The sequence below is a fragment of the Cylindrospermopsis curvispora GIHE-G1 genome (assembly GCF_014489415.1).
GTDB lineage: Bacteria > Cyanobacteriota > Cyanobacteriia > Cyanobacteriales > Nostocaceae > Raphidiopsis > Raphidiopsis curvispora_A.
On the sequence record NZ_CP060822.1, the window covers coordinates 1,873,061 to 1,891,956 of the forward strand.

General features: G+C 43.5%; 3 protein-coding genes. All 3 read right to left on the reverse strand.

Annotated features, from left to right (window positions below):
• Nucleotides 1-305 precede the first annotated feature (305 nt).
• Nucleotides 306-9,344, reverse strand: coding sequence for a cadherin domain-containing protein (locus IAR63_RS08460; RefSeq protein ID WP_187707245.1), 9,039 nt, complete (start codon nucleotides 9,342-9,344; stop codon nucleotides 306-308).
• Nucleotides 9,345-9,386: 42 nt separating this feature from the next.
• The gene (locus tag IAR63_RS08465; protein WP_187707246.1) at nucleotides 9,387-12,854 is read right to left on the reverse strand and encodes a cadherin repeat domain-containing protein; all 3,468 of its coding nucleotides are present in this window, start codon (nucleotides 12,852-12,854) and stop codon (nucleotides 9,387-9,389) included.
• 116 nt (nucleotides 12,855-12,970) lie between these two features.
• A complete protein-coding gene (locus IAR63_RS08470; protein ID WP_187707247.1) occupies nucleotides 12,971-18,745 on the reverse strand; it encodes a Calx-beta domain-containing protein in 5,775 nt (1,924 codons plus the stop codon).
• Nucleotides 18,746-18,896: the final 151 nt, after the last annotated feature.

An 18,896-nucleotide genomic window follows, 5' to 3' on the forward strand; every position in this document is an offset into this window, starting at 1 on the left:
CAGAACTATGGTAGCATTTCCAGAGCATGTGGTGTTAATTTTATTATTTGTTTACATTGTAAAACCACAAAATCCGCTCTTAGAAACTTACCAAAACCTACCCAAGCCTAGTTAAAACTAAACAAGGAAAGGTTTTAGCGATTGACATAACTTCCTACGGTCAGCAACCTGCTAAGTGGGTGAGTGGAATTAAACATAAGATGAACGTAGGTTGGGTTGAGGAACGAAACCCAACGCCCCACTGGTTACCTAACCCATCCTACAAATAATTGTGCCTCCCTACTTAACTCTAGGAACTTACACTTCTAGATGTTAGTACCTATTAAGTTACTTAAAGCTTGATTGAGTTCGTCGCCTGTATTATTAGGACCATTGAGTTCTGATCCAAAAGCAGATGCAACCAGCTGAAAGATTTGATTGCGGTTCGGGTTGCTCCCCAATAACAAGTATTGGTTCATCAAGAAAATATCTCCTGGCGAAGTTGTTGAATTTCCGTCAATATCAAAGAGGCTTAACTGTGCTTCAATCCCATTGGCAAGTGTAGCTCCGGTAGTATTGGTGGATCCCACGGTTTCACTAGGGAACCGAGCGAAGGTAGTTTCTAGGATGGAGTTACGGTTAGGATTATTCCGTTCCGCTAAAAACCGGTTAATTAGGAATGCATCGGATCCAGTAAAGACTCCGTTACCATCAATATCCCCTACAGCACCATCAACTATGGTTACAGTAGCTCCGGTAGTAGCACCCAGGTCATAGGTGGCTCCATCTGTGAGACTGAGAATAACGCTTTGATTACCTTCTATGATAGCATCATTTATCGGCAAGACATCGACAACCGCTGTGGTTTGTCCACCAGCAATTGTGACTGTGCCAGGTAGAAGTGTGTAATCTTCCCCATCAGTAGCGGTTCCACTGACCGTGTAGTTGACTGCAATTCCTCCTACTGGAGCCGCTTCTGACAAGGTAAATGTAAATTGACCTTTGTTGAATCTAGGTGTTTGAATTTCAGCAGCATAGGGATCTGTAGCAGCAATTGTTACGGTGGGTACAGCGGGTCCTTCATTTACATTAGTTACTGTGATTGCCACTGCTTGGGATGCGCTTAAACTGCCATCACTAGCACTAACGGTGATGTCATAAACATTGTTACTACCAGCATCAGTGGGAGTTTCAAAGTTGGGTGCGGTTTGGAAGGTAACTGCTCCCGTGGTGCTGTTTATATTAAACAGTCCTGCGTCAGTTCCTGATAAGCTATAGGTAAGAGCAGTTCCCTCTGGGTCTGTAGCTGTAACGGTGTAAGCAGTACCAGTGCCATTTTCAGCAAAGTTGGCTGTATTTGCACTGGTAATAGTGGGTGCTTCATTGACATCAGTTACTGTGATTGCCACTGCTTGGGATGCGCTTAAACTGCCATCACTAGCATTAACGGTGATGTCATAAACATTGTTACCACCAGCATCAGTGGGAGTTTCAAAGTTGGGTGCGGTTTGGAAGGTAACTGCTCCCGTGGTGCTGTTTATATTAAACAGTCCTGCGTCAGTTCCCGATAAGCTATAGGTAAAGGTGGTTCCAGCATCTGGGTCTGTAGCTAGAACGGTGTAAGCAGTACCAGTGCCATTTTCAGCAAAGTTAGCTGTATTTGCACTGGTAATAGTGGGTGCTTCATTTACATCAGTTACTGTGATTGCCACTGCTTGGGATGCGCTTAAACTGCCATCACTAGCATTAACGGTGATGTCATAAACATTGTTACTACCAGTATCAGTGGGAGTTTCAAAGTTGGGTGCGGTTTGGAAGGTAACTGCTCCCGTGGTGCTGTTTATATTAAACAGTCCTGCGTCAGTTCCCGATAGGCTATAGGTAAAGGTGGTTCCAGCATCTGGGTCTGTAGCTAGAACGGTGTAAGCAGTACCGGTTCCATTTTCAGCAAAGTTGGCTGTAGTTGCACTGGTAATAGCAGGTGCTTCATTTACATTAGTTACTGTAATTGCCACTGCTTGGGATGCGCTTAAACTGCCATCACTAGCACTAACGGTGATGTCATAAACATTGTTACTACCAGCATCAGTGGGAGTTTCAAAGTTGAGTGCGGTTTGGAAGGTAACTGCTCCCGTGGTGCTGTTTATATTAAATAGACCTGCGTCAGTTCCCGATAGGCTATAGGTAAAGGTGGTTCCAGCATCTGGGTCTGTAGCTAGAACGGTGTAAGCAGTACCGGTTCCATTTTCAGCAAAGTTGGCTGTAGTTGCACTGGTAATAGTGGGTGCTTCATTTACATCAGTTACTGTGATTGCCACTGCTTGGGATGCGCTTAAACTGCCATCACTAGCATTAACGGTGATGTCATAAACATTGTTACCACCAGTATCAGTGGGAGTTTCAAAGTTGGGTGCGGTTTGGAAGGTAACTGCTCCCGTGGTGCTGTTTATATTAAATAGACCTGCGTCAGTTCCCGATAGGCTATAGGTAAAGGTGGTTCCAGCATCTGGGTCTGTAGCTGTAACGGTGTAAGCAGTACCAGTGCCATTTTCAGCAAAGTTGGCTGTAGTTGCACTGGTAATAGTGGGTGCTTCATTTACATCAGTTACTGTGATTGCCACTGCTTGGGATGCGCTTAAACTGCCATCACTAGCACTAACGGTGATGTCATAAACATTGTTACTACCAGCATCAGTGGGAGTTTCAAAGTTGGGTGCGGTTTGGAAGGTAACTGCTCCCGTGGTGCTGTTTATATTAAACAGTCCTGCGTCAGTTCCCGATAGGCTATAGGTAAAGGTGGTTCCAGCATCTGGGTCTGTAGCTAGAACGGTGTAAGCAGTACCGGTTCCATTTTCAGCAAAGTTGGCTGTAGTTGCACTGGTAATAGCAGGTGCTTCATTTACATTAGTTACTGTAATTGCCACTGCTTGGGATGCGCTTAAACTGCCATCACTAGCACTAACGGTGATGTCATAAACATTGTTACTACCAGCATCAGTGGGAGTTTCAAAGTTGGGTGCGGTTTGGAAGGTAACTGCTCCCGTGGTGCTGTTTATATTAAACAGTCCTGCGTCAGTTCCCGATAGGCTATAGGTAAAGGTGGTTCCAGCATCTGGGTCTGTAGCTAGAACGGTGTAAGCAGTACCGGTTCCATTTTGAGCAAAGTTGGCTGTAGTTGCACTGGTAATAGCAGGTGCTTCATTTACATTAGTTACTGTAATTGCCACTGCTTGGGATGCGCTTAAACTGCCATCACTAGCACTAACGGTGATGTCATAAACATTGTTACTACCAGCATCAGTGGGAGTTTCAAAGTTGGGTGCGGTTTGGAAGGTAACTGCTCCCGTGGTGCTGTTTATATTAAACAGTCCTGCGTCAGTTCCCGATAAGCTATAGGTAAAGGTGGTTCCAGCATCTGGGTCTGTAGCTAGAACGGTGTAAGCAGTACCAGTGCCATTTTCAGCAAAGTTGGCTGTATTTGCACTGGTAATAGTGGGTGCTTCATTTACATCAGTTACTGTGATTGCCACTGCTTGGGATGCGCTTAAACTGCCATCACTAGCATTAACGGTGATGTCATAAACATTGTTACCACCAGTATCAGTGGGAGTTTCAAAGTTGGGTGCGGTTTGGAAGGTAACTGCTCCCGTGGTGCTGTTTATATTAAATAGACCTGCGTCAGTTCCTGATAGGCTATAGGTAAAGGTGGTTCCCTCTGGGTCTGTAGCTAGAATGGTATAAGCAGTACCGGTTCCATTTTCAGCAAAGTTGGCTGTAGTTGCACTGGTAATAGTGGGTGCTTCATTTACATCAGTTACTGTGATTGCCACTGCTTGGGATGCGCTTAAACTGCCATCACTAGCACTAACGGTGATGTCATAAACATTGTTACTACCAGCATCAGTGGGAGTTTCAAAGTTGGGTGCGGTTTGGAAGGTAACTGCTCCCGTGGTGCTGTTTATATTAAACAGTCCTGCGTCAGTTCCTGATAAGCTATAGGTAAGAGCAGTTCCCTCTGGGTCTGTAGCTGTAACGGTGTAAGCAGTACCAGTGCCATTTTCAGCAAAGTTGGCTGTATTTGCACTGGTAATAGTGGGTGCTTCATTGACATCAGTTACTGTGATTGCCACTGCTTGGGATGCGCTTAAACTGCCATCACTAGCATTAACGGTGATGTCATAAACATTGTTACCACCAGCATCAGTGGGAGTTTCAAAGTTGGGTGCGGTTTGGAAGGTAACTGCTCCCGTGGTGCTGTTTATATTAAACAGTCCTGCGTCAGTTCCCGATAAGCTATAGGTAAAGGTGGTTCCAGCATCTGGGTCTGTAGCTAGAACGGTGTAAGCAGTACCAGTGCCATTTTCAGCAAAGTTAGCTGTATTTGCACTGGTAATAGTGGGTGCTTCATTTACATCAGTTACTGTGATTGCCACTGCTTGGGATGCGCTTAAACTGCCATCACTAGCATTAACGGTGATGTCATAAACATTGTTACTACCAGTATCAGTGGGAGTTTCAAAGTTGGGTGCGGTTTGGAAGGTAACTGCTCCCGTGGTGCTGTTTATATTAAACAGTCCTGCGTCAGTTCCCGATAAGCTATAGGTAAAGGTGGTTCCAGCATCTGGGTCTGTAGCCAGAACGGTGTAAGCAGTACCAGTGCCATTTTCAGCAAAGTTAGCTGTATTTGCACTGGTAATAGTGGGTGCTTCATTTACATCAGTTACTGTGATTGCCACTGCTTGGGATGCGCTTAAACTGCCATCACTAGCATTAACGGTGATGTCATAAACATTGTTACCACCAGTATCAGTGGGAGTTTCAAAGTTGGGTGCGGTTTGGAAGGTAACTGCTCCCGTGGTGCTGTTTATATTAAATAGACCTGCGTCAGTTCCTGATAGGCTATAGGTAAAGGTGGTTCCCTCTGGGTCTGTAGCTAGAATGGTATAAGCAGTACCGGTTCCATTTTCAGCAAAGTTGGCTGTATTTGCACTGGTAATAGCAGGTGCTTCATTTACATTAGTTACTGTAATTGCCACTGCTTGGGATGCGCTTAAACTGCCATCACTAGCACTAACGGTGATGTCATAAACATTGTTACCACCAGCATCAGTGGGAGTTTCAAAGTTGGGTGCGGTTTGGAAGGTCACCACTCCCGTGGTGCTGTTTATATTAAACAGTCCTGCGTCAGTTCCCGATAGGCTATAGGTAAAGGTGGTTCCAGCATCTGGGTCTGTAGCTAGAACGGTGTAAGCAGTACCAGTGCCATTTTCAGCAAAGTTGGCTGTAGTTGCACTGGTAATAGCAGGTGCTTCATTTACATCAGTTACTGTGATTGCCACTGCTTGGGATGCGCTTAAACTGCCATCACTAGCACTAACGGTGATGTCATAAACATTGTTACTACCAGCATCAGTGGGAGTTTCAAAGTTGGGTGCGGTTTGGAAGGTAACTGCTCCCGTGGTGCTGTTTATATTAAACAGTCCTGCGTCAGTTCCCGATAGGCTATAGGTAAGAGCAGTTCCCTCTGGGTCTGTAGCTGTAACGGTGTAAGCAGTACCAGTGCCATTTTCAGCAAAGTTAGCTGTAGTTGCACTGGTAATAGCAGGTGCTTCATTTACATTAGTTACTGTAATTGCCACTGCTTGGGATGCGCTTAAACTGCCATCACTAGCACTAACGGTGATGTCATAAACATTGTTACTACCAGCATCAGTGGGAGTTTCAAAGTTGGGTGCGGTTTGGAAGGTAACTGCTCCCGTGGTGCTGTTTATATTAAATAGACCTGCGTCAGTTCCCGATAGGCTATAGGTAAGAGCAGTTCCCTCTGGGTCTGTAGCTGTAACGGTGTAAGCAGTACCAGTGCCATTTTCAGCAAAGTTGGCTGTAGTTGCACTGGTAATAGTGGGTGCTTCATTTACATCAGTTACTGTGATTGCCACTGCTTGGGATGCGCTTAAACTGCCATCACTAGCACTAACGGTGATGTCATAAACATTGTTACTACCAGCATCAGTGGGAGTTTCAAAGTTGGGTGCGGTTTGGAAGGTAACTGCTCCCGTGGTGCTGTTTATATTAAACAGTCCTGTGTCAGTTCCCGATAAGCTATAGGTAAGAGCAGTTCCCTCTGGGTCTGTAGCTGTAACGGTGTAAGCAGTACCAGTGCCATTTTCAGCAAAGTTGGCTGTATTTACACTGGTAATAGTGGGTGCTTCATTGACATCAGTTACTGTGATTGCCACTGCTTGGGATGCGCTTAAACTGCCATCACTAGCACTAACGGTGATGTCATAAACATTGTTACTACCAGCATCAGTGGGAGTTTCAAAGTTGGGTGCGGTTTGGAAGGTAACTGCTCCCGTGGTGCTGTTTATATTAAATAGACCTGCGTCAGTTCCTGATAGGCTATAGGTAAGAGCAGTTCCCTCTGGGTCTGTAGCTGTAACGGTGTAAGCAGTACCAGTGCCATTTTCAGCAAAGTTGGCTGTAGTTGCACTGGTAATAGTGGGTGCTTCATTTACATCAGTTACTGTGATTGCCACTGCTTGGGATGCGCTTAAACTGCCATCACTAGCACTAACGGTGATGTCATAAACATTGTTACCACCAGCATCAGTGGGAGTTTCAAAGTTGGGTGCGGTTTGGAAGGTAACTGCTCCCGTGGTGCTGTTTATATTAAATAGACCTGCGTCAGTTCCTGATAGGCTATAGGTAAGAGCAGTTCCCTCTGGGTCTGTAGCTGTAACGGTGTAAGCAGTACCAGTGCCATTTTCAGCAAAGTTGGCTGTAGTTGCACTGGTAATAGTGGGTGCTTCATTTACATCAGTTACTGTGATTGCCACTGCTTGGGATGCGCTTAAACTGCCATCACTAGCACTAACGGTGATGTCATAAACATTGTTACTACCAGCATCAGTGGGAGTTTCAAAGTTGGGTGCGGTTTGGAAGGTAACTGCTCCCGTGGTGCTGTTTATATTAAACAGTCCTGCGTCAGTTCCCGATAGGCTATAGGTAAAGGTGGTTCCAGCATCTGGGTCTGTAGCTGTAACGGTGTAAGCAGTACCAGTGCCATTTTCAGCAAAGTTGGCTGTAGTTGCACTGGTAATAGTGGGTGCTTCATTTACATCAGTTACTGTGATTGCCACTGCTTGGGATGCGCTTAAACTGCCATCACTAGCACTAACGGTGATGTCATAAACATTGTTACTACCAGCATCAGTGGGAGTTTCAAAGTTGGGTGCGGTTTGGAAGGTAACTGCTCCCGTGGTGCTGTTTATATTAAACAGTCCTGCGTCAGTTCCCGATAGGCTATAGGTAAAGGTGGTTCCAGCATCTGGGTCTGTAGCTGTAACGGTGTAAGCAGTACCAGTGCCATTTTCAGCAAAGTTGGCTGTAGTTGCACTGGTAATAGTGGGTGCTTCATTTACATCAGTTACTGTGATTGCCACTGCTTGGGATGCGCTTAAACTGCCATCACTAGCACTAACGGTGATGTCATAAACATTGTTACTACCAGCATCAGTGGGAGTTTCAAAGTTGGGTGCGGTTTGGAAGGTAACTGCTCCCGTGGTGCTGTTTATATTAAACAGTCCTGCGTCAGTTCCCGATAGGCTATAGGTAAAGGTGGTTCCAGCATCTGGGTCTGTAGCTGTAACGGTGTAAGCAGTACCAGTGCCATTTTCAGCAAAGTTGGCTGTAGTTGCACTGGTAATAGTGGGTGCTTCATTTACATCAGTTACTGTGATTGCCACTGCTTGGGATGCGCTTAAACTGCCATCACTAGCACTAACGGTGATGTCATAAACATTGTTACTACCAGCATCAGTGGGAGTTTCAAAGTTGGGTGCGGTTTGGAAGGTAACTGCTCCCGTGGTGCTGTTTATATTAAACAGTCCTGCGTCAGTTCCCGATAGGCTATAGGTAAAGGTGGTTCCAGCATCTGGGTCTGTAGCTAGAACGGTGTAAGCAGTACCGGTTCCATTTTCAGCAAAGTTGGCTGTAGTTGCACTGGTAATAGCAGGTGCTTCATTTACATTAGTTACTGTAATTGCCACTGCTTGGGATGCGCTTAAACTGCCATCACTAGCACTAACGGTGATGTCATAAACATTGTTACTACCAGCATCAGTGGGAGTTTCAAAGTTGGGTGCGGTTTGGAAGGTAACTGCTCCCGTGGTGCTGTTTATATTAAACAGTCCTGCGTCAGTTCCCGATAGGCTATAGGTAAAGGTGGTTCCAGCATCTGGGTCTGTAGCTAGAACGGTGTAAGCAGTACCGGTTCCATTTTGAGCAAAGTTGGCTGTAGTTGCACTGGTAATAGCAGGTGCTTCATTTACATTAGTTACTGTAATTGCCACTGCTTGGGATGCGCTTAAACTGCCATCACTAGCACTAACGGTGATGTCATAAACATTGTTACTACCAGCATCAGTGGGAGTTTCAAAGTTGGGTGCGGTTTGGAAGGTAACTGCTCCCGTGGTGCTGTTTATATTAAATAGACCTGCGTCAGTTCCTGATAAGCTATAGGTAAGAGCAGTTCCCTCTGGGTCTGTAGCTAGAATGGTGTAAGCAGTACCAGTGCCATTTTCAGCAAAGTTAGCTGTATTTGCACTGGTAATAGTGGGTGTTTGATTAACTGTAACTAATAGATTAAAAATTTCAGAATCGCTCTTATTAATGCTTGTATCATTTACACTGACGATAACACTGTAGCTGCTTTTAGTGCTATAACTCAGAGGTGTTCCAGCTTTCAGGTACAACCCATTTCCCTGAATCTCAAAACTGGATGCGTCTAAACCACTTAAGCTAGTTGTGTTATTGCCAAAAATATCGTCAGTAATACTTAGATTAGCTACCTTGACTGCTGTGGATGTGGAGGTATTTTCTGAAATTGTTGAGATTGGATTCACTAGATCAATTGAGGGAGATCCATTCAAAATTGGAACTCCATCTGCTGTAGAGAATTTTGTTATGTCTGGAGTTATTACAAATAAACTAGTTGTAGCATTTAAGTTAGATTTAGTTGTTAATTGTACAAGGGCAAAACGCTCAAGTTTATCCTTTCCGATAGCCTTTCCTAGATTTGCAGCTGGAATAGATCCTCCCTCGACCTTAGCAATTCCTGGTGTACTAATGTTCCCTGATGGTAAAAACGTAAAACTACTTGTAACTGTAGCTGAGTTAGCCGTCAGGACATTGGGATCCCAGTTCAGGTTTAGCCCTGCTCCAACAATTCCCGCTGAACGGGAGTCTTGTAACTGTATCTCAACCCAAAATGTACTACCACTAATTAATTGGGCGCTAGTTAGGGTGTCTCCAGGGGATCCCCCATTGTCCTGAAGCAAGTTGATCTTTGACAAAATAGACATGAATATTACTCCTTCTTGGTGAAAATGTCAGCTAGATAAATTCTAAAAAACGGACTGATTCCATTGTGCTGTGAGTTGACCCAAATCTCCAAACCCGACCTTCCCATCTCCATTAATATCCGCTGTCGGATCCCATGGGGTTGTAATGGAAGTCCGATCCCAATTAGCTGTCAGGGGTCCCAGATCTCCAAAACTTACTTTACCATCGTAACTCAGGTCGCCATTAAAGGTAGACTTACCTCTTAAGGATACTTGAGCTATGGGTAGGTTGTCAGAGTTACTAGTAATTATTAACCCATTACCCTGATTAAAGTTCTCTCTGGCACCAGTGGGAGCATATTTAAGTTGAATTTTCTGTGTTTGTCCCGGATTAAGGAAGAGGTTTCCCTGAGTACCAAAGTTATAATCTATGGTCACATTAGGTGCATTGACCTGAATACCGAATACTGTTAGCACCACGGAACCATTATTGGTTAGGTTAACGTATTGTTCCGTGTCTGGATAACTAGGACGGATAAAAACACTATCAGTGGCATTGTTGCGGAATTTTGAGAGAGGTGTAGTAAACTCGATAGAACGGTCATTGACATCTCCGGAACTGTCAGTAATTGTCAACGTTTCATTGAGGTTATTAACAGTAATCCCTAGGGTTTTCTCAAATTCCAGTCCGTCTTGGTCTGTGGTTTTTACCCGAATACTGTAACTACTCTTGGTTTCAAAATCGGGGGAATTATTAATTTGCAGTTGGTTACCAACAATGGAGAAGACTGGGTTATCCGCACCTCCCCCTACCAAACTATAGGTAAAGGTATTTCTAGCATCTGGGTCAGTTGTGGAAAAAGCCCCAATTACCGTATTGATGGGTACATTCTCATCTACACTAAAATTATCCAGAATTATATCCGTTGGTGCTTCATTGAGGTTATTAACAGTAATCCCCAGGGTTTTCTCAAATTCTAGTCCGTCTTGGTCTGTGGTTTTTACTCGAATACTATAACTACTCTTGGTTTCAAAATCGGGAGAATTATTAATTTGCAGTTGGTTACCAACAATGGAGAAGACTGGGTTATCCGCACCTCCCCCTACCAAACTATAGGTAAAGGTATTTCCAGCATCTGGGTCAGTTGTGGAAAAAGCCCCAATTACCGTATTGATGGGTACATTCTCATCTACACTAAAATTATCCAGAATTATATCCGTTGGTGCTTCATTGAGGTTATTAACAGTAATCCCCAGGGTTTTCTCAAATTCTAGTCCGTCTTGGTCTGTGGTTTTTACTCGAATACTATAACTACTCTTGGTTTCAAAATCGGGAGAATTATTAATTTGCAGTTGGTTACCAACAATGGAGAAGACTGGGTTATCCGCACCTCCCCCTACCAAACTATAGGTAAAGGTATTTCCAGCATCTGGGTCAGTTGTGGAAAAAGCCCCAATTACCGTATTGATGGGTACATTCTCATCTACACTAAAATTATCCAGAATTATATCCGTTGGTGCTTCATTGAGGTTATTAACAGTAATCCCCAGGGTTTTCTCAAATTCTAGTCCGTCTTGGTCTGTGGTTTTTACCCGAATACTATAACTACTCTTGGTTTCAAAATCGGGAGAATTATTAATTTGCAGTTGGTTATCAATAATGGAGAAGACTGGGTTATCCGCACCTCCCCCTACCAAACTATAGGTAAAGGTATTTCCAGCATCTGGGTCAGTTGTGGAAAAAGCCCCAATTACCGTATTGATGGGTACATTCTCATCTAGATTGATGTTAATTAGAATTATATCCGTTGGTGCTTCGTTGAGGTTATTAACGGCGACAATCAGGTCTTGGGTGACGGGATTCTTGCTATCCGTAACTTGGATTTGTAGGTTGTAAAAGTTATCAGTTCCTGTATCTCCTGGTGCTTCAAAATCAGGAGCAGTAACAAAACCCAAAACTCCCGTATTAGCATCAATCGTGAATAAACTCTGGTCTAATCCTCCACTAATGATATAGGTCAGAATATCTTCCAGATTTGCATCAGTAGCTGTAATAGCTTCTACTACAGTACTGTTTTCTGCTACAAAGAAGGTGGAGCTGCTAGTTATTAGTGGTGGATTGCCAACTTCCACCACATCGGTCACATTCACGGTAACCGCTTGGGTAGCAGTTAGACCCGCACCATCGGTGGCGGTAACGGTCACAGTGTAGACGTTGGTTCCTACTGCACTACCTGACGCTTCAAAGTCAGGGGCAGTCTTAAAGCTCAGAACACGATTGCTGGTATCAAAATTAAATTTGTTTGTATCTGCTCCCCCTATACTGTAAGTAAGAGTATCTTCATCTGGATCTGTAGCTGCAGTAATCATTCCCACTAGGGTGCTGTTCTCCACCGAGGAGAAGGTAGCAATACCACTAGGAAAGGTCGGCGCTTCATTGAGGTTATTAACAGTAATGGTTAAGGTTTTCTCAAATTCTAGTCCGTCTTGATCTGTAGTTTTTACCCGAATACTGTAACTACTCTTGGTTTCAAAATCGGGGGAATTATTAATTTGGAGTTGGTTATCAACAATGGAGAAGACTGAGTTATCGGTATCTCCCCCCACTAAACTATAGGTAAAAGTATTTCCAGCATCCGGGTCGGTTGTAGAAAAAGTCCCAATTACCGTATTAGTGGGTGTATTCTCATCTACAGTAGTAGTATTTAGGCTTATATTTGTAGGCGTTTCATTGACGTTGATAACTTCAATTATCAGCATTCTTACCGTTGTGACGCCAAGGACGGTGTTCTCCAGGTTGCCAAATTTCAACTCACCAAAGTTATCATAAGCAGTAATTTCGACTTGATAAGAATTATTTTGATCGCTATCTAAAGGATTTTCATAATCAGGTGATTGATTTTCACTCAAATTAAAGAGCAATTCCCCGTTAGTATTTAGGGTAAACCACTGTTGGTCAGCCCCCCCTGTAATCTTAAATATTAATATATCCGATGGATTGGGGTCGGAAACTGTTAGGATAGTTGGATTGCTATTTTCTAAAACTATCCCCGGGTCTGAAATGATGGGAGCATTATTAATATAGCCATCAGCAAAGGATAGGTTGGAAAGATCTGGCGTGAGAGTAAAGTCTGTAACATTGATAATTTTAGTGCTGATCGCCTGAAATAACAAGTTCGCAAAGGGTTCCCATTTCTTAATGCCAATGGCCTCTCCTCTCCCAAATTCAGGTAGGGATCCTCCTGTTAAGTCATTAATCAAGCCAAGAGTTTTATCTAAAGTCCCACCCACAAACAAAGGAAAACTGCTCGTAACTAGGGTTTTGGGATCAAAGGGATCATCCAGAGCTTGAATTTGACCAGGTTGCCATTGTAAATCAGTGACGAAGCCAATTAAACCCTCTGCATCAGAACGAAAATCCCCTGCCAAAATTTGCAGAAAAAAGCTATTTTCAAATGGGACTTCATTGATGGGATCACCTATCAGCCCATTATTATTCGTGAATAATTGCAGTTTCAGTTGTAGTGCCATAACATCTCCAAATAAAATAGGAGTAGGAAAATACACAAATGACAGGAGTCAAACCCGGCTTGGGTTTAATGGGAACCGATTCAGCCATAACGCCTACTCGATTCCCTATATAAATTCTACAAAACCGACCCCCATTGTGCTGTGAGTAGACCTAAATCCCCAAGACCCACATCTCCATCCCCATTAATGTCCGCTGTAGAATCGTAAATTCCTTCCTTAAAGTTTTTGTATGCGTTATTCAAGGGGCCTAAATCACCAATTCCCACTTTTCCATCGTAGTTGATGTCTGCGTCATAAGTGGATTTACCCTGCAAGGCGATTGCGTGTTGGGGGTTATAGGGGTCATTGGTAACCAGGAGTAGTCCATTCGCAACGGAGAAGTTTTCACCTGCTACAGACGGATCATAGGTTAGTTGAATTTGTTGGCTTGCTCCTGGATTGATTAAGAGATAGTCCACCTCTGAACTGATTAAGTCTTTAAAGTTGGTAGTCACTCCCAGCACATCGTCAGAAACTTGCAAAGAAACTACTTGCAAAATTCCCGTTCCGTTGTTGGCAATCTCGATGTATTTTGTGGTATCCGCAAAATTGGGACGTACGAAATCGCTTTCGGTATAGTTTATGCGTTTAGGGAATTGAGTGGTGAACTTGATACTGGAGTCACTGGCATTACCGGAGTTGTCGCTAATGGAGAGAGTTGCTTTCACTAAATCAGCTTCGTAGTATTTATTGAAATATCCTCCATCCCAAGCACTGCCATTGCTATCGTAGGCATAGCCATATTCCGAGCCTAAGCCAGAATCACCATTTCCTCCCCACCAATGTTTGGAAACATTGGTGGTTTCTCCGTAAAAGGTATCATTATCAGTATAACTGGTGATATAAACGTGGTTATTTACACTGGAACTAGTTGTTTCAGCTTCAACGGAATTAATGGTGTAATGTCCGGGAGTACCAGATGACTCAGTTTCGTTGGGGTAATAGCCAACAATCTGAGTGGTGTAATAGCCAACAATCTGACCTTCAGTGTAGGTTCCAGCTAATGCATAACCATAACCACTGTAGCTATCGCCATTACCATAAGTATAGGTAAAGGTATATTTCTGGTTGAGAATATCGGCTTCCTTATGAATCCCAGAACCATCAGCCCCAAAGAACGGATCACTGCTTAACCCATTGCTATCGTAGGCATAGCCATTTTCTGAACCTAAGCCATAATCACCATTTCCCCCCCACCAATATTTCGAAATATTAGTAGTTTCACCAAAGCCAGTATCAGCATCCGTATAGCTAGTCACATATACCCTGTTGTTATACCAAACGTCTAATGTTGTCTCAACAGTGGAACCAATGGTGTAGGATCCAGCAAATCCCGTTTCGTTAGTGGTACCGGCAATAATCTGTCCCTCAGTATAAGTTCCTTCTACCGCATAGACATAGCCAGTATAGCTGTCGCCATTAGCATAGGTATAAGTGAAATTATACTTGGCATAAGGGGTAACAACATAAACAGGCTGATCGGTCTCAACATTTAGGGAGTAGTAGGGATTATCATCAGCCAGACTAACATCGTTGACTGTTGTGGTAAAGTAATTACCCCACCAATTTCCATAATTCTGGGTAGAGAAATGCAACAAAGCAAAGGTCTCCAGCTGATTAACGCCGATCGCCTTTCCAGTTCCAAATTCTGGGAGAGAACCGCCACTTAGGTCATCAATCAAACCGTCGGAGGCTAGGGTTCCACCCTGTTGGTAGGGGAAATTAGAGGTGATATCCAGGGACGGATTAAAGTTAATGGATTCCAATATCGAGCCATTCCAGGCAAAATCGAGGTTTAAACCAACAACCCCGGCCGCATTAGGACGAAAATCACCTGCCTGAATCTGCACAAAGAAGGAATGGTTGAGTCCCACCCTATTATCAGCCAAAACCTCACCTGGTTTGCCACCATCGTCTGCTAACAGATTAACCTGCACTTTCAACGCTGCGGGCAAGTCTGCCTCGTTGTAGCGACTAAAGTAAGTGTCTCCTGTCCAAGGGTTGGCGTTGAAGGCATAGCCATACTCTGAACCTAAGCCATAATAACCGCTACCCGAATAGATACTTGTAGTCTCGCCAAAGCCTGTGTCAGCATCAGTATAACTGGTAACCTGGACATAATCTTTTGTGCCGGTTGCACCATCTTCAACGGAGTTAATGACATAGTAGCCTTTTTGTGTCCCCGTTTCATTGTCATAGTAATCAGGTAACTGACCTACTGTGTAGGTTCCCAATGGTGCAAAGCCGTAACCGGAGTAATTATCTCCATTTCCATAGAAATAGGTAAAGGTATATTGCTGCCCGATAATGTCAGCTTCGTAGTATGAATTGAAGTATCGATCAAATGTATTGCCATCACTATTATAAGCATAGCCATACTCTGAACCTAAGCCAGAATAGCCACGACCATCCCAGATATTCGTAGTTTCGCCAAAGCCTGTGTCAGCATCAGTATAACTGGTGATATAAACATAGCCATTTGTGCCAGTTGCACCATCTTCAACGGAGTTAATGGAGTTAATGGAGTTAATGACATAGTAGCCTTTTTGTGTCCCCGTTTCATTGTCATAGTAATCAGGTAACTGACCTACTGTGTAGGTTCCTAATGGTGCAAAGCCGTAACCAGAGTAATTATCTCCATTTCCATAGAAATAGGTAAAGGTGTATTTCTGCCCGATAATGTCAGCTTCGTAGTATGAATTGAAGTATGGATCAAATGTATTGCCATCACTATTATAAGCATAGCCATACTCTGAGCCTAAACCATACGCATAAAGACCACCGGATACATTAGTGGTAGTGCCAAAGCCTGTATCAGCATCAGTATAACTGGTGATATAAACATAGCCATTTGTGCCAGTTGCACCATCTTCAACGGAGTTAATGGAGTTAATGGAGTTAATGACATAGTAGCCTTTTTGTGTCCCCGTTTCATTGTCATAGTAATCAGGTAACTGACCTACTGTGTAGGTTCCCAATGGTGCAAAGCCGTAACCAGAGTAATTATCTCCATTTCCATAGAAATAGGTAAAGGTATATTCCTGCCCGATAATGTCAGCTTCGGAGAATTTACTAAAGTAGGGATCAAATGCATTGCCATCACTATTATAGGCATAGCCATACTCTGAGCCTAAGCCAGAGTAAACTCCCGAGGATACACTTATAGCTTCGCCAAAGCCTGTATCAGCATCAGTGTAACTGGTGACCTGGACATAACCATTTGTGCCAGCTACACCATATTCAACAGAGTCAATAACATAGTAGCCCTTTTGTGTCCCCGTTTCATTGTCATAGTAATCGGGTAACTGACCTACTGTGTAGGTTCCCAATGGTGCAAACACGAAACCAGAGTACTTATCTCCATTTCCATAGAAATAGGTAAAATTATACTTGATATAGTCGTCATTGAGAATCAGACCATCGGCAATATAGTTGAGAGTCTGAGCACCACCGTCGTATTGTACTGTATAGTCCCAGGCAGTTCCGGGATCTGACCCAGTCATGACAACCCTCACCATGTCACCTGACTGGAGATTATATGTGTCTAAGTTTAGAGATCCGCTACCGGAAACAAATCCGCCCGTGCTAGCCGCCAGTGAACCATTGATAAAAATTTCAGCCTGATCCGGGATCCAATACATTTCATAATCCATCACAAACCGTCCACCACCACCAGCTAGGGAGTAATAGTTTGTTGTTACTCCATAACCACCTGAAACGCTGCTAGTAATGTTGTAAGCTATCGATGAAGTATCTAGAGTTGAATTTACAGGATTAAATAGCGTTACTGCAAAAAATTCATCTGGTTCGGTATAGGTGTCACCGTTTACCTCTACAGTGATTGTCGCGTTAGCCTGATTGGGAGCAAAGGAAAGTATACCTTCAGGGTACAAACCGCCGTAGAAATCATCAGCCTCAGCAGGGCGAGTAGTACTACCGACAACACGCCAATTGACCGATGAACTATAAGATAGGTCACCCACTCTATTTACATTAAATGTAAATGATGTCAATCCGCTATTGCCCTCTGCTTTTACTGCATCTGTCGCTTGGATAGACAGCTTCGGTGGCAAGATGATTAAATCCGCTTCATAGTAAATACTAAAGTAAGAATCAATACCATTGCCACTGGCATCATAAGCATTTCCGTACTCAGACCCTAAGCCAGTGCCATAACTATTACTAGAGACGTTGGTTGTTCTCCCGAAGGTTGTGTCTTGATCAGTGTAGCTGGTAACATAGACATAACCAATAGAACCCGTAATCTCTTCCCGGATGGAATCAATAGTATAGTAACCCGAATTGCCAGTTTCGTTTGGGTAAGGACTCAAGGTTTGACCTGTAACATAAGTGCCCGCTGCTGCGTAGCCATAACCTGAATAGCTATCCCCATTGCCATAGTTATAAGTAAAGGTATAATATTGCTTCGAAACTACCTCATTATCCTCGTTGACAACAGCAACATCAGCTGCGTCAAGACTGTTATAATTTAAATCACTACTGACCGCTTTACCAGTAAAAATGGTGTAACTTACATTACTATCTACTAAAGCATCATCCACACCAGTTACAGTGACCGTCTGCCCAATGTTAAAATTGGTGGGAGTAAACGTCAAAGCAGTAACATCAACAACTCCTTCTGTGATATCAGAACTGTAAATGGGAATAGTTACATCCGCACTTGGCTGACTGGTTAAAGAGACTGTAAAAGTTACCGATCCTCCAGATTCAGTCGTCAACAGATTGGGGTCAGCAGTAACACTGATATTGACAACTTCCCCCAAGGCCGTTTGGACCGCACTTGTAATATTAGAACTATCACTCGCTAAGGAAACAACAGAACCAACACCGCCTAATTCGGCGATCAAAGACTCATAGGCACTGATGTTTTCAGAAGTAACAGCAAAAACGGGGATAACTCCGACCCCAGCAGCACTGAGAACATTCGCGACCTGGGCGATGCTGGGATAATCTTCTCCAGTTCCTGGTGGTGTGCCGTCTAGAATATCGTTTCCATTGTTGGGTGCGTAAATACTAGCTGCAGAACCATCACCCGCGACATGATAAGGAGCATCCGTAAAGATAATGGCTAGTCGTTTAGATCCTTCTCGAAAACCAATTTCGCCTGCCCGCAGCCCCGTCTGCATTAAAGCTTCTAGTTGCGATTCATTAGTATCGTCTCCACTAAGGATCACCAAATTGTCATAAGTTGTTTGTACATCCGTAATGTTAGATGTAAGGGGGAGATCAGTACGATAAACATAATCACCACCCGATCCAAAGGGAGAGGTTGGTTTATCGACAAAGGAAGCCACTGCGAACTGGGCATTGGGCTCAAAGTTAAGGATGTTACTGATAAAGTTGGGGATCAGACCTCTAACGGTTGCAATATCATCACCAAAAGATCCCGACAAATCCTGCACAAAGACAATGTCAAGAAGCCCGCGACTATCATCATTCTGTATCGTTAATGTAGCAGTTGGATTTGTTCCAAGACTTGCTCCTCCGGAAGGATTCACCAGTGCTAAAACAATAGTATCCGCCGACTCTACTGTAGTGTCTCCATAGATCGGGATCTGGATTGTCTGACTGGTTTCACCAGGATCAAAAGTTACTGTTATGGGAAAACTCGTATTTTCATAGTCAGTTAATCCACTGGCGCTGTCACCCCCAATTGCCGACCCGGGACTACCACTACTAATGATTACCTCTATACTATGTACGCTACTCAGGTCTCCTGATCTGTTTATAGTCACAACATTGCTATTAGCGAACGATTGACTATTTCCTTCAGTAAATTGAAATGCATCTGTACTGAAGCTAATTGTAGCTGATGGTGTAAGACTGATCATATTACTACTGCCCTCATTGATTAGGTTTAATAAGTAAGATTGACATGATAACCGGGCGAACAGTGAACTCTCTTTCCAGTAACTATACCATATTTTAAAAGTTAAATAAATTTCTATGTAAATCTTAACATACTATTAATAGCTTACCTCT

Coding starts and splice junctions, on each gene's coding strand:
- IAR63_RS08465 (WP_187707246.1), bottom strand. CDS start 12,854: ATGGCACTACAACTGAAACTGCAATTATTCACGAATAATAATGGGCTG.
- IAR63_RS08470 (WP_187707247.1), bottom strand. CDS start 18,745: ATGATCAGTCTTACACCATCAGCTACAATTAGCTTCAGTACAGATGCA.
- IAR63_RS08460 (WP_187707245.1), bottom strand. CDS start 9,344: ATGTCTATTTTGTCAAAGATCAACTTGCTTCAGGACAATGGGGGATCC.